The sequence below is a fragment of the Asanoa sp. NPDC050611 genome (assembly GCF_040654855.1).
Taxonomy (GTDB): Bacteria; Actinomycetota; Actinomycetes; order Mycobacteriales; family Micromonosporaceae; genus Asanoa.
The window spans coordinates 1-12,584 of the sequence record NZ_JBFAIU010000224.1; the positions used below are offsets into that span (position 1 = coordinate 1).

Below are 12,584 nucleotides of genomic sequence, written 5' to 3' on the forward strand. Positions count from 1 at the left end.
GCCGCGCCCGGTGCGATGTGCGTCGCGATGACGGACTGCAACACGCTGCGATAGTCGGTGCTGGTCGCCGTGGTCAACCGGACCTCCTGAAGATCGAAAAACTGATGACGGACATCGCAGCGGCCAACGCCCCGAGCGAGGAAAAGTCACGGCCTATGCTCCGAGGTCTGGCCGCAGTCGACAGGAGGACTTCATGGTGACCTTCGGCGAGTCCGACGACCTGCGGAACGCTGAGTTCCGTGGTGTGAACCTGCGCGGTGCCCGGTTCGCCGAGTCCGACCTGTCCGGGGTGGTGATGCGCGGTGTCGACATCGCGGGGGCCGACATCGACGCGCCGTGGCTCTTCGAGGACGGGAGTGTCCTGCGCGTCAACGGCGTCGACGTGGCGCCGTTCGTCGACGCCGAGCTCAACCGGCGCTTCCCCGGTCGTGCCGAGCGGCGGGCCGCCGACCCGAACGGCCTGCGGGCGGCCTGGGCGGCGCTCGAGCGCACCTGGGCGGCCACGCTGGACCGCGCCGCGGCGGCGCCGGCCGGCACCGTCGACATCTCGGTGGCGGGCGAGTGGTCGTTCGCGCAGACCCTCCGGCACCTGGTGCTCGCCACCGACATGTGGCTGGGTCAGGCGATCATGGAATTGGAGCAGCCGTTCCATCCGCTCGGACTAAGGGACGGCAGCTTCGACGAGCACTCCACGGAGTACGCCGAGGTGCTCGAGGTCCGGGCCGGCCGCGTGGCCATGGTCCGCGACTTCCTCGCCGCGGTCACGCCGGATTTGCTGGACGCCGTGCGCAAGAACCCGCACAACCCGGAGCACCCGGAAACCGTCCGCTCGTGCCTGCACGTGATCCTCGAGGAGGAGTGGGAGCACCACCGGTTCGCCGTCCGCGACCTCGACGCGATCGAGGCCGTGCCCGCGTAAACCGGTTGCTCCACCGATCACCGCGCCCCGATTCTGGATCGATGGACCTCGACGGCGCAGTGCAGACCTGGCAGAGCGACGGTTTCGTCATCCTTCCCGGGTTCATACCCACCGACGAGCTGAAGCCGGCCGTCGACGAACTCGATCTGGTGTTCCCGTCCGCCGACGGCTTCCACAACGGCACGGACCCGCGCCGCGACCGCTTCGTCGGCGACGAGTTCGCCGGCATCGACACCCTGCCGTTCGCCAGCACCGAGCTCAGCCTGCTCGCCGTCCACCACCGCGTCCTCGACCTCGCCGAGGCGCTGCTGGGTGACGACGACATCCACGTCTACGGAGCCGAGGCGTGGGCCAAGTACACCGGCGCCTGCGACTACGACCAGGACATGCACCGGGACTACCTCGGCCACACCATCCTGGTGCCCAGCACCACGCCCGGCTGTCGACAGGTCGAGATGTTCGTCTTCCTCGACGACGTCCCTGAGGAGCTCGGCCCGCCGCACCTGGTCCCACGCCGACACACCGCGCACCTGCCGGCCGTTCCCAACTGGTACCTGCGCCCGGGAGGACAGAAGGACTCGCGCTTCAACGACGACAGCGGCAGCCCTGACCTCTACGCGGCCGAAGTCTCCGGCGCCGGACCGGCCGGCACGGTCATCGCCTTCGAGACGGGAACGTTCCACCGAGGTACGCAGCTCACCGCACCCCGCGGTGTCCGCTACAGCATGCAACTGTGCTTCCGACCCGCCAACCTGCACTGGGGTCAGCGGGTCGCCTGGGCCGAGCGAAGCTTCTCGACCCCATGGGTCGACTTCGTCGGCCGCGCGACGCCGCGCCAGCTACAGACCTTCGGGTTCCCACCGCCGGGACACGACTACTGGACAGCGGAAACCCTCGCCGGCACGGCCCAGCGTTACCCCATGCTGGACCTCACACCCTGGCGCGTACGAACGCCCTAGCAATCGTTCGCCTGCTGGTAATGCTCGTCGTCGACGGGTTCCAGCCAGGTCGTGGGGTCCACACCGCCGGTCAGGGACTCGAGCATGGCCAGGTGGCTCATGAAAGTCTCGCCGGCGGCGCCGTGCCAGTGCTCCTCCCCCGGTGGGCAGACGACCGTGTCGCCGGCGCGGATGCGCAGCACCTGGCCGTCGCGAGTGCCGACCAGGCCGACTCCCTCGGTGACGTGCAGCGTCTGGCCCACCGCATGGGAGTGCCAGTTCGTGTGGGCGCCGGGCGTGAAGCGGACGAGCGCGACCGTCATCCGCGACGGCTCGGCGCCGCTGTAGATCGGGGTCAGGTAGACCTCGCCGGTGAAGTTGCGCGCGGGCGCCTTGACGGTCGCGCTGACGGGCCGCAGTTCCATTCGTCCTCCTCGCGGGTCAGGGCCGCAGCAGCGTCTTGATGGCGCGGCGCTCGTCCATCGCCCGGTAGCCCTCGGCCGCTTCGTCCAACGGCAGGGTCAGGTCGAAGACGCGGCCCGGGTCGATGGTCCGGGTGACGATCAGGTCGATCATCTCCGGCAGGAACCGTCGCACGGGCGCCGGGCCGCCGTGCAGGTGCACGTGCGAGAAGAACAACTCCGTGCCGGACAGTTCGACGCCGTGTGCGACGCCGACGTAGCCGACGTGCCCGCCCGGCCGCGTCGCCCGGATGGCCTGCATCATCGACTCGTGGGTGCCGACGGCCTCGATGACCGAGTGCGCCCCGAGCCCGTCGGTCAGCTCCTTGACCATGGCGACGCCGTCGTCGCCGCGCTCGGTGACGATGTCGGTCGCGCCGTACTCGATCGCCAGCTTCTGTCGGGACGCGTGGCGGCTCATCGCGATGATCCGGTCGGCGCCCAGCTGTTTCGCGGCCAGCACGCCCAGTAGCCCGACCGCGCCGTCGCCCACGACCGCCACGGTTCTGCCCGGGCCGGCCTGGGCGGCGACGGCGCCGAACCAACCGGTGCCGAGCACATCGGACGCCGCGAGCAGGCTCGGCACGAGGTCCGCGGGCGGCGGCTCCGGCGTGGCGACCAGAGTGCCGTCGGCAAGCGGTACGCGCAGCCGCTGCGCCTGCGCGCCGAGTGCCCCGACCGGCTCCCGATGCGGGCACGACGTCTGGTAGCCGGACCGGCAGATCTCACAGGTGTTGTCGGAGGCGAAGAACGAACCGACGACGAACTGGCCCGGCTTGATGTCGCGGACGTCGCTGCCGACCTCCTCGACGACGCCGACGTACTCGTGACCGATCGGTGTCGGACCGTCGACGGCCTGGATTCCGCGGTACGACCACAGGTCCGTACCACACACGCAGGTGGCGGCCAGCCGGATGACGGCGTCGGTCGCTCGCTCGATCGTCGGGTCCGCGCGCTCCTCGACCCGGACGTCGCCGGGCGCGTACAACATCGCACCTAACACGGGTGTTCCTTTCTCGGGGCTGGCAACCATGGAACAGGCCCTGGCCCCGCGGTGGGAGTGGCTGTCGAAACAGGTAATGGCAGAACCCCTCTGGCCGTGGCCGGGGGTCGTAACGTGTCTGTCATGGACACCCGGGACGAGGTGCGCGAGTTCCTCGCCTCACGCCGCGGCCGGATCACGCCGGAGCAGGCCGGGCTGCCGTCCTTCGGCGGCATTCGACGCGTCACCGGGCTGCGCCGCGCGGAGGTGGCGATGCTCGCGGGGATCAGCCCCGACTACTACACCCGGCTCGAACGCGGCAACCTCACCGGCGTCTCCGACAGCGTGCTCGACGCCGTCGCCCGCGCGCTGAAGCTGGACGAGGCTGAACGCTCCCACCTCTACGACCTGGCCCGGACCGCCAACGGCAACGCCCGGACCCGGCGTCGACCCGTCCGGCGACAGGTGCGTCCCGGCATACGCACCTTGCTCGGCGCCATGACCGATGCCGCCGCCTTCGTCCGCAACGGCCGCCTCGACATCCTCGCGATCAACCGCCTCGGGCAGGCGCTGTTCGCGCCGGCGTACGACGGCGCCGACCGGCCGGTCAACCTCGCCCGGTTCTGCTTCCTCCACCCGCGGGCCCAGGACTTCTACGCCGACTGGAACGGCGCCGCCGACACCACCGTCTCGGTGCTGCGCACCGAAGCGGGCCGCGACCCGTACGACAGGGAACTGACGGATCTGGTCGGCGAGCTCGTCACGCGCAGCGACGAGTTCCGCACACGGTGGGCAGCACACAACGTCCGCCTGCACCAGAACGGCGCCAAACAGTTCCGGCACCCGGTCGTCGGCCTGCTCGACCTCGCCTTCGAAGCGATGCCCCTGCCTGCCGACCCCGGGCTCACGTTGGTCGCGTACAGCGCCGAAGCCGGCACCCCGGCCGCCGACGGCCTGCGACTCCTCGCGAGCTGGGCGGCGTCACCGCAGCCGCAGGGACGCTGAGCCAGCGCTTTGCCGATCCGGCAACAAAACTTGGCGTTTCCGTCGGGCCCGTGGAGGTTGGCCCGGTGATGTCGACCGACTCAGGGGCGAGGGCAGATGGACGCGCAGTTCTGGGAGGACATGTACCGCGGCAGCGATCAGGTCTTCAGCGGTAACCCCAACGGGATCCTCGTCACCGAGGCCGCCGACCTGCCGCCCGGCCGCGCCCTCGACGTCGGGTGCGGCGAGGGCGGCGACGCCCTCTGGCTGGCCCGGCGCGGCTGGACCGTCACCGCGACCGACGTCTCGCAGACCGCACTACGCCGCGGCGCGGCCGCGGGCGCCGACGTGGCCGACCGGGTGACCTGGACCCGCGCGGACCTGACCACCGCGCCGCCCGCGCCCGGCGCGTACGACCTGGTGACCGTCCAGTACTTCCCGCTCCGCAAGGACGCCGGGCTCACCGCCGTGCGCGGGCTGCTGGCCGCCGTCGCGCCCGGCGGCATCCTGCTGTACGGCAGTCACGACCCCGCCGACCTGGCCGGCCACCACGACCACGACGTCGACCCGCACGACTACTACCTGCCGGGCGACGTCGCCGCACTGCTCGACGGTGGCTGGGAGATCCAGGCAAACGAGACCCGTGCACGGACGACTCCCCCGCCGCCCGGCACGCCGCACGTCAACGACGTCGTCCTGCGCGCCCGCCGCTACCGCTAGATCCCCGGGTCCCGGTGGCGTCGCGTCATGGTCAGGCGCCCGCGCCGATGGCGCCGCTGATACTGATCGTGGTCCCGGCCGCGTCGCTGTGAATCCGCAGATCGTCCGCCATTTCCCGGGCCAGCCACAGCCCCATGCCGCCCGCCGACGACGCTTGGGGCCGCTTGTTCGGCGGCAGGTACGGTGCCGGGTCGAAACCGGGGCCACGGTCGACGACCTGGCACAGCAGAACACCGTCGCGCCACAGGAGCAGCTGGCCGCTCCCGCCGCCGTGTCGCACAGCGTTGGTCATGGCCTCGTTGACCGCGATGAGAAAGCCGTCGAGGCGCTCGCCGTCCATGTGACAGCGGTGCGCGGCGATCTGTACCTGACGTCGTACGACGGTAACCGTCGTACCGTCGAACGCTGTTTCCAGGACAAGGTTGTAACCGTCGACGTGCCGCCCGGTGTGGTTGGATCGCGTCACGCCACCTCCGCTTGTCGCCACGGTCCCTGCGCCTTATCCGAACGGCCAGAACGTAAACCTGGCCAGGTGCGCAGACCCGTCGGACCAGCGGCAGTCCCACAGGGCCGATCGGCTAGCCGGCTGTCGCCGATGCGGGGTCGAGTTCGCCGCGGAGCTGGGCGAGTGCCTTGGTGATCAGGCGCGACACGTGCATCTGGGAGATGCCCACCTGCTCGGCGATCTGGGTCTGGGTGAGGTTGCCGTAGAAACGCAGGGTGAGGATCTTCCGCGCCCGTTCGTCGAGCCTGGCCATGGCGGGGCCGAGTGCGACGCGGATCTCGGCGAGCTCGTACTCGTGGTCGGGCATGCCCAGCATGTCACCCAGCTCACCGCTGCCCTCGGCGCCGACCGGAGTCGACAGCGACGTCGTCTGGTAGGCCAGGGCGCCCTCGAGGCCTTCGAGCACCTCGTCCTCGCTGACCCCGAGGTGTCGTGCGACGTCGGCGACCGTCGGTGACCGGCCCAGGGTGTGCGTCAGGGTGCTGTTGGCATTCGAGATCGCCAGACGCAGCTCCTGGAGCCGGCGGGGCACGCGTACGGCCCACGTACGGTCGCGGAAATGGCGCTTGATCTCGCCCAGGATCGTCGGGATGGCGTAGCCGGCGAAGTCGATCCCGCGTTCGGGCTCGAACCGGTCGATCGCCTTGATCAGTCCGACGGCGGCGGTCTGGACCAGGTCGTCCGTGGGCTCGCCGTGGTTGTGGTACCGCCGGGCCAGGTGGCGGGCCAGCGGCAACCAGGCCTCGATGGCGCGGGCGCGGGCGGCCGGCCGGCCCGGATGGTCGGCCGGCAGCTCGATGAGGAGCTGTAGCTGCTCGTCGGCGTGCGCGGCGGTGCTGCGAATGTTCGAATTCGCCGATGCCACGATCGTCGTCATATGTCTCCCTCGGCCTGCTGTATCCAGGCCCGATTGGCTGCTCGGCCGTTCGGCTGTACGAACCGTAGCCGGTTGGGCGATTAATTGCTAGGCCGAAAGTATGAGGTAGCCCTGCTAGTTGCGTCTGGCGGCTCACCCGCCGGGCTGGCTGGACGCCTGGTTGAGCAGGGCGTGGTGCTGTTCGAGGATCGGAGCGGCGTTGGTGGCGTCCTGCTTGACCGCGGCCTCGGAGCCCTTCTGGATCTCGCGCTCACCGTTCTGCATCGCCGCCGTGTGTGCGGCCTGCTGTAGTGGGATCCAGACCCGGTCGTACTGCGAATCCGGCACTCTGGCCAGCTGATCCGTCGCCTTCTGGGCGGCGTCCCCCGGCGCCAGCGGCACCCCGAGCGACGACGCGGTCTGCTGGAGCGACTGGTCGAGCTTGGTGTGATCGGCGACGAACCGCGCCCCGATGTCCTTGACCTGCTGGCTGCGCCCCTCCTGTTGGGCCTGGTTGCCGGTGGCGATCTCCAACAGGTTGGACTGGTGCGCCGCCTGCAGGTAGGCGACGTCCTGCGCGGACGGCGCGGCGGCCGACGGGCTCGCCGCCCCGACCACGCCGGCGCCGGCGCCGAGCGCGGCCACCATCGCGGCGGCTACCCCGAGTGTTCGCATTCCCATGGTGATGTCCCCCTTCACCGCCCGGCGTGCCCGATCCGCGGCGGCCTAACCCCTTTGCCTGCCGCGCAAGAAATGGGCGAATCAGTCCTCGGAGTCCGGATAGTGCAGGACGACCCCCCGCCAGTAGGCGACGCCGAGGGCGACCGCGGCGGCCATCCAGAGCAGGCCCAGGCCTCGGGTCCAACTGTTGACGGCGATCCAACCGAGCCCGATGAGGAAGAACGGGACGGCCATGATCGCGCCGACGGTGAGCAGCATGTGTCGTCGCGGTGGAACCCGCCCCCGCGTCCCGTCGGTCTGTCCGATGAGGAACCACCATCCGAACGCCAGTCCGAGCCCGGCCAGCATCATCGGCACGCCCCAGATCCGGTACCCCGGGTCGGAGACGACCAGCACCACCAGTCCTGACGGGAAGAGCAGCATCGAAAGAGTGAGCGCCGCCCCGCCGGCGAAAGTCCGCATGCCGTCGTTCATACCCAGATCGACACCCATGGCATCGATGTACGAGGTTTTGATCGGCGCCGGCCGGGTCACTGGAGATCCGTCAGCGCCGCAGAGGTTTCTCCGTCGGATGCGGAAGGCGGACGCGTGGAGGGCAGATGAGCTCCCAGATGGTGACGGCACCGGCCCGGCGGGTCGCCCACGGTTGGCCGGCGGCGCTGGTGCTTGCCGGTGCGATGTTCCTTGTTCTGTTCGACAGCCTGGCCGTCGCCACCGCGCTGCCGGTCATCGGTGCGGAGCTGGGCCTGTCGACGGCCCGGCTGCAGTGGGTGGTGACCCTCTACTCGCTGAGCATCGGTGGGTTCCTCGTCCTGGGCGGCCGGGTGTGCGACCTCTGGGGTTGGCGTCGCCTGATCGTGGCGAGCCTCGCGCTGACCGCGGCGGGCCTGCTGCTGTCCGGCGCCGCGACCGCGCTGGCACCACTGTTGCTGGGCAGGGTGATTCAAGGCCTGGGCGCCGCGTTCGCCATTCCGGCGACCCTCGCCTCGGCCGCGACGCTGTTTCCCGACGAGCCGTGGCGGAGCCGGGTCTTCGCCATCGTGGCGGCCGGGGCGAACACCGCCGGCGTGGCGGGAGCGGTCGGCGGCGGCCTGATCACGTCGTACCTCGGCTGGCGTTGGGTCTTTCTCGTCGTCGCACCGGTCGCGCTGCTCGCCGCGGTGGCAGCGCTGCTCCTGCTGCCGGCCGACCAGCTGCCGAGCGGGCGACGCGAACGGCTGGACCTCGTCGGTGCGGTGCTGGCCACCGGGGGTCTCCTCGCCGTCATCTTCGGCGCCAGCAGGATCGGCGAGGTGGGGCCGGGACCCGCCGACATCTCGATGGTTCTCCTCGGTGTGCTGCTGCTCGGCGCCCTCGTGCGGCGGGAACGGCGGGTCCAGCACCCGCTGATCAAGCCGGCCGTCGTGCGGTCTCCCCGCCTGATCGCGAGCTGCCTGGCCACACCGGGCGACCGGCCACCGTCCCCGGCGACCGCGGCACTCATCGACGCCATCCTCGGCACAGCGACGTCTCCAGGCCGTGGTGAGTGAGCCCGACTCCGCCGATTGACCCGGCTCTGCGCGCGGGCCGGTTTCTGAGCGGGGGCCGTGGTTCTAGGCGGGCCGGTTTCTGGGCGCGGGCCGAGTCTGATGGTGGGCCAGGCTCCGGGCGTGGCCGGGAATCCGGGGGTGAGCCCCGCTCTGGGCGCGAGCGGGCGGCTGGCGGTGAGCCGGCGCCTGGGGGTGAGCCGGGCTCTCGTCGGAGCCGGGCTTTGGGGGAGCGAGGTTCGGGGGGTGAGCCGGGCCCTGGGGGCAGGGCCCGGCTCCCGGGGGGTTAGGCCGCGTCGCGGGGTGGGACCCGCGGCGGGGTCCGAGCGCGGCCGATAGGAGAGCCGGACCCGCGGGGGTGAGCCCGGCTCCCGACGGCTCAGGCCGCCGCGAGGGCGGGAGCCGGCGTCGTCGTCTTGGCGCGGCCGAAGCGGAACGACAGGTCGGGCATGCGGCGCAGCGCCCGGATGCCCCAGCCCGCGCAGATCGCCGCCATCACCGCGGTGAGGATGCCGCTGAGCACCCCGCGGGAGAGCACCGCCGCGTCGAGGCCCAGGTGCAGGAAGCCGATGCTCATGCCGGCGTCGACCAGCCGCCCGAGGCCCCACAGGGCCGCGGTCTGCACGAACACCTTCTGCAGACCGGCGTGGTGGCGCAGGTGCACCGGCAGCGCGACGAAGTCGCGGGCCAGGCGCCTCGTGATCGGGCGCCCGAGCAGGGCGCTGCCGAGGAACAGCGCCGCCATGAAGACCGAGGCGATCACCGGTTGCACGAAGTAGACCAGAGCGCTGGACAACGCCAGGGCGACCGACGCGCGGGCGACCATCGCGCCGGCGCAGACCAGCAGGGTGCCGGGGAGGTGCCGTCCGGTGACCCAGCGGATGGTCACCGTGACCACCGACCAGCCGATCACCGCCACCAGCGCGGGCAGCAGCCCGGCGGTGTGCAGCAGGAGATAGAGAAGGCCCGTCGGTACGAGCACGGTCTCGGCGAACAGGCGAGCGGCGCGGATCAGAGCGGGTCGGATGGCGCCAAGCTCGATGACGTGAGGACCTGCGTCGTCGTGGCTGATGGTGTCACTCCCGGAGGATCGCGTGGGTGAGTCACTCACGGTAGCGGGCCAACCTGAGACCGCATGCCCAGGAAGCGGTCAAATCCCTCGCAGCCGGGTCGTGTCCGCGCAAACACCCCAGCGAGACAAGCCAAGGAAGCAGGCGTTTCCCCTGGTCAGAGCGTTGTGACGGGCAATCGGCGTGGTTGCCGTCACCACCGACCCGGCGGCCCAGAAGAGCTTTACTGACAGTTATCGGCCGACTACGAGCGGCGAGGCGGGCGCGGTGCTGATCCCGCGCCCGTCTCTTCCCCTGACCCCCGGTCAGGCCGCGGGCGTCCCCTTGACCTTGAGGTCGCGCAGCCGGCCGATGTTGTCGAACGAGCCGAAGCCCACCCGGCCCGAGCCGAACGTCGTGTCCTTCGCGGTCATCAGCGGGTCCTTGGCCCCGTCGACGTACACCGCGATCTCGCCGGTCGACGGGAGGTGCTTCACCCGCACCGTGTGCCACTTCGCGTCGACGATCGCCGGGTTGGCGCCGAGCGAGCGGCCGTTCCACTGGTAGTCGATCCGCTCGCGGTCGGCGTTGTTGACCTTGAAGATGCCGTTGTGCGGGTAGATCGTGTTGTCCGTCGAGACGTGCGCGTAGTAGAACTCCGTGTCCGACCGGTAGCCGAACACGATGATCACGTCGCGGTTGGTGATCTCGACGGGTGTGTCGAGCCGCACCTCACCCGTGATCTCCACGGCGCCGAACTCCGGCCCGGCGGTCAGCACCGCGTACTCGAACGGCCGCCGGGGCCCCGGCCGGGCCTCGCCGGCCTCGGCCAGGATGACCTGGCCGTTGGCGAAGCGCCACTTCGACGGGGTGACCGGTGCCCAGTTGGTCGGGCGCATCGTGTCCCGCACCGACACCGAGCCGGCGGAGCCACTGGCGAACTCCCGCGTACCCGTCACCTTCCAGATCTTGCCGTTGGCCTTCGCCAGGATGTAGAGCTCACCCTGCGCGTCGGTGCCGAACCGCAGGTCGACCCGGTTCGGGTCACCGGGCGCGCCGGGGGCGGACAGATCCTGCATGCGCACCGACTGACCAAGGGCGTTGAACAGCGCCAACCGATGGATCGTCGCCGGCGTGCGGCCGCGGCGCATCTCGCCGGCCTCCGTGTACATCACCCGGCCGTCGACCAGGTCGCCGAACACGTACTTGCCGCGCAGCTTCGGCACGTCCTTGCCGCGGTAGACGAACCCGCCGGCCACCGCGACGCCGACGTCCGAGGTGCAGTTCCAGCCCGGCGCGGGGTCGTGGTCATAGGCGGCGACGGGGTACGTGTAACCCGCGTCGTCGGCCGGCAACGGGAAGATCTTGTCGCACGGCGCGGTCGACGTCTTGTCGAAGACGAACGCGCCCTCGCGCTCGCTCCAGCCCATGTTGTCGCCGGCCTTGACCTCGTAGATCGCCTCGATGGCGTGCTCGCCGATGTGGCCGAGGTACATCCGGCCGGTGCCGCGGTCCCAGCTGAACCGGTGCGGGTCGCGGTAGCCGTAGGAGAAGATCTCGCCGAGCTTGCCGGCCTGGCCGACGAACGGGTTCGACGGCGGGATGCCGTACGCCCCGTTGGCGGAGTTGGTGCCCAGCGGGTCGATCCGCAGCAGCTTGCCGTGCGGGATCGCGAGGTTCTGCGGGTCGGTGTTGCGCACGCCGAGCCCGCCGTCGCCGACGGCCAGGTACAGGTTGCCGTAGTCGGCGTCGCCCCGCTTCGCGGTGGGGTTGAAGTTGATCTCCTGGATGCCGTGGACCTGCCCACCGAAGCCGACGCGCAGCACCTCGCGCCGGGTGCCGGCGAACGTGCCGGCGGCCGGGTCGGTAGCGGTCCACTCGTTGATCACACCGTGGAACAGCGTGCCGGTCTGCGCCCAGTCGGGCACCTCGGTCGTCTGCGACGCCTGCTCGGTGTGGATCGTGTAGAACTTGCCGTTGCGCTTGAAGTCGGGGTGGAACGCCACGTAGCCGAAGCCCTGGCCGAGGCCGCGGCCGGAGAAGAACTGCGGCGCGAAGGTGGCGGCGACGTCGAGGTAGACGTGCGGCACGCCGTTCTCGACGAGGTAGAGCTTGCCGTTGAGGTCCGGGACGGCCCGGCGGCCGGAGCCGTCGGGCAGCTCCATGATCGTGTTGATCCGGGCCGCACGAGGCGGGGCGCGTCCGGCCGGTAGGCGGTCGGCCGGCGGCCGCGCGGGTTGATCCGGGTGGCGTCGAACAGCGCGGGCCCGACCACCGGCGCGGTGCGCGGCCGGCGTGCGGTGGGCGCGAGGGCGGTCAGCGCGCTGCGCACCGCGTCGCCGAGGGGCACCGGCCGGTCGTACCGCAGCGAGACGACCGCCGAACCGCGGCGCCGGTGTGGCCGCGCCACCCGGTGCCGGACGAGATGCGGTGCCGGCAGCACCGGCGCCGACCAGGGTGTGTGCCGCCAGTACGCGACCACGACCCGGACCCGGCGCACCCGCTCGCCCGCGAGCGGGCCGGTCGCGACGTCGCGCAGCCGGTCGGTCGAGCCGGCGACGACCAGCGCGGTGCCGCCCAGCCGGACGACCCGGGTGCCGACCGCGCCAGCGAGCCGTTCGGGGGCGATGGCCCGCAGTTCGGCGTACACGATTTACCAGTAAAGCGTGCCGTCAGTGCCGCCCTGGGCCGACACGGCTGGTCAACTGTCGGACCCCGCTACTACTGTCGTGTCCTGTGCTGGAAGAGTTGCGGATAACCGGGCTCGGTGTCATCGACGACTCGACGCTGCCGCTGGCCGGTGGCATGAACGTCATCACCGGTGAGACCGGCGCGGGCAAGACCATGGTGGTCACCGGCCTGGGGCTGCTCTTCGGAGGGCGGGCCGACGCCGGCCGGGTGCGGGCCGACCCGGGCCGGGCCGTGGTCGAGGGCCGGCTGCGGCTGGCGGGCACCGTCGCGAC

15 protein-coding genes are annotated in these 12,584 nt (G+C 71.1%); 7 read left to right on the forward strand and 8 right to left on the reverse strand.

All coding sequences use genetic code 11. The features are described 5' to 3' along the window. The first annotated feature begins 193 nt into the window (after positions 1-193). Positions 194-919, forward strand: coding sequence for a DinB family protein (locus AB0H87_RS28065; RefSeq protein WP_360151890.1), 726 nt, complete (start codon positions 194-196; stop codon positions 917-919). 41 nt (positions 920-960) lie between these two features. Next, complete coding sequence (locus AB0H87_RS28070; protein ID WP_360151893.1) at positions 961-1,878, forward strand: phytanoyl-CoA dioxygenase family protein; 918 nt, start codon at positions 961-963, stop codon at positions 1,876-1,878. Here AB0H87_RS28070 and AB0H87_RS28075 read toward each other — a convergent pair. Together AB0H87_RS28075 and AB0H87_RS28080 are read right to left on the reverse strand one after the other, a co-directional pair. Beyond that, positions 1,875-2,282, reverse strand: a complete 408-nt coding sequence (locus AB0H87_RS28075) for a cupin domain-containing protein (RefSeq protein ID WP_360151896.1) — start codon at positions 2,280-2,282, stop codon at positions 1,875-1,877. The genes AB0H87_RS28070 and AB0H87_RS28075 overlap by 4 nt on opposite strands. Positions 2,283-2,298: 16 nt before the next feature. After that, a complete protein-coding gene (locus tag AB0H87_RS28080) occupies positions 2,299-3,321 on the reverse strand; it encodes a zinc-dependent alcohol dehydrogenase family protein (protein WP_360151899.1) in 1,023 nt (340 codons plus the stop codon). Positions 3,322-3,444: 123 nt separating this feature from the next. On the opposite strand from AB0H87_RS28080, the gene AB0H87_RS28085 reads away from it, so the two are divergent. Both AB0H87_RS28085 and AB0H87_RS28090 read left to right on the forward strand, forming a co-directional pair. Next, positions 3,445-4,305, forward strand: coding sequence for a helix-turn-helix transcriptional regulator (locus AB0H87_RS28085; RefSeq protein ID WP_360151902.1), 861 nt, complete (start codon positions 3,445-3,447; stop codon positions 4,303-4,305). Between the two features lie 96 nt (positions 4,306-4,401). Further along, complete coding sequence (locus AB0H87_RS28090; RefSeq protein WP_360151905.1) at positions 4,402-5,004, forward strand: class I SAM-dependent methyltransferase; 603 nt, start codon at positions 4,402-4,404, stop codon at positions 5,002-5,004. 31 nt (positions 5,005-5,035) lie between these two features. Here AB0H87_RS28090 and AB0H87_RS28095 read toward each other — a convergent pair whose 3' ends face one another. From AB0H87_RS28095 to AB0H87_RS28110, 4 genes are all read right to left on the reverse strand, one after another. Beyond that, entirely contained in the window at positions 5,036-5,470 is a 435-nt protein-coding gene (locus tag AB0H87_RS28095) for an ATP-binding protein (RefSeq protein WP_360151908.1), read from the reverse strand. 112 nt (positions 5,471-5,582) lie between these two features. Then, positions 5,583-6,386, reverse strand: a complete 804-nt coding sequence (locus AB0H87_RS28100; protein WP_360151911.1) for a SigB/SigF/SigG family RNA polymerase sigma factor — start codon at positions 6,384-6,386, stop codon at positions 5,583-5,585. A 132-nt stretch (positions 6,387-6,518) separates the two neighbouring features. Then, positions 6,519-7,040, reverse strand: a complete 522-nt coding sequence (locus AB0H87_RS28105) for a DUF4142 domain-containing protein (RefSeq protein WP_360151914.1) — start codon at positions 7,038-7,040, stop codon at positions 6,519-6,521. A gap of 87 nt (positions 7,041-7,127) precedes the next feature. Beyond that, positions 7,128-7,508 (reverse strand): hypothetical protein, encoded by a 381-nt coding sequence (locus AB0H87_RS28110; protein ID WP_360151917.1) that lies wholly within the window; start codon positions 7,506-7,508, stop codon positions 7,128-7,130. 137 nt (positions 7,509-7,645) lie between these two features. Between AB0H87_RS28110 and AB0H87_RS28115 the strand changes: the two genes are divergently transcribed. Beyond that, entirely contained in the window at positions 7,646-8,575 is a 930-nt protein-coding gene (locus AB0H87_RS28115; RefSeq protein ID WP_360151920.1) for an MFS transporter, read from the forward strand. 376 nt (positions 8,576-8,951) lie between these two features. On the opposite strand, the gene AB0H87_RS28120 is transcribed toward AB0H87_RS28115, so the two are convergent. Further along, complete coding sequence (locus AB0H87_RS28120; protein ID WP_360151923.1) at positions 8,952-9,554, reverse strand: hypothetical protein; 603 nt, start codon at positions 9,552-9,554, stop codon at positions 8,952-8,954. A 393-nt stretch (positions 9,555-9,947) separates the two neighbouring features. Then, positions 9,948-11,786, reverse strand: a complete 1,839-nt coding sequence (locus tag AB0H87_RS28125; protein WP_360151925.1) for a PQQ-dependent sugar dehydrogenase — start codon at positions 11,784-11,786, stop codon at positions 9,948-9,950. Between the two features lie 81 nt (positions 11,787-11,867). Here AB0H87_RS28125 and AB0H87_RS28130 point away from each other — a divergent pair, with 81 nt between their 5' ends. Further along, a complete protein-coding gene (locus AB0H87_RS28130) occupies positions 11,868-12,284 on the forward strand; it encodes a hypothetical protein (protein ID WP_360151928.1) in 417 nt (138 codons plus the stop codon). Between the two features lie 73 nt (positions 12,285-12,357). Next, a partial coding sequence (locus AB0H87_RS28135) for an AAA family ATPase (protein WP_360151931.1) occupies positions 12,358-12,584 on the forward strand: 227 nt, incomplete at its 3' end.

Bases quoted from the DNA above. Each gene is read 5' to 3' on its own strand.
- AB0H87_RS28065 (WP_360151890.1), top strand. From the start codon at position 194: ATGGTGACCTTCGGCGAGTCCGACGACCTGCGGAACGCTGAGTTCCGT.
- AB0H87_RS28070 (WP_360151893.1), top strand. From the start codon at position 961: ATGGACCTCGACGGCGCAGTGCAGACCTGGCAGAGCGACGGTTTCGTC.
- AB0H87_RS28075 (WP_360151896.1), bottom strand. From the start codon at position 2,282: ATGGAACTGCGGCCCGTCAGCGCGACCGTCAAGGCGCCCGCGCGCAAC.
- AB0H87_RS28085 (WP_360151902.1), top strand. From the start codon at position 3,445: ATGGACACCCGGGACGAGGTGCGCGAGTTCCTCGCCTCACGCCGCGGC.
- AB0H87_RS28090 (WP_360151905.1), top strand. From the start codon at position 4,402: ATGGACGCGCAGTTCTGGGAGGACATGTACCGCGGCAGCGATCAGGTC.
- AB0H87_RS28100 (WP_360151911.1), bottom strand. From the start codon at position 6,386: ATGACGACGATCGTGGCATCGGCGAATTCGAACATTCGCAGCACCGCC.
- AB0H87_RS28105 (WP_360151914.1), bottom strand. From the start codon at position 7,040: ATGCGAACACTCGGGGTAGCCGCCGCGATGGTGGCCGCGCTCGGCGCC.
- AB0H87_RS28110 (WP_360151917.1), bottom strand. From the start codon at position 7,508: ATGCGGACTTTCGCCGGCGGGGCGGCGCTCACTCTTTCGATGCTGCTC.
- AB0H87_RS28115 (WP_360151920.1), top strand. From the start codon at position 7,646: ATGAGCTCCCAGATGGTGACGGCACCGGCCCGGCGGGTCGCCCACGGT.
- AB0H87_RS28125 (WP_360151925.1), bottom strand. From the start codon at position 11,786: ATGGAGCTGCCCGACGGCTCCGGCCGCCGGGCCGTCCCGGACCTCAAC.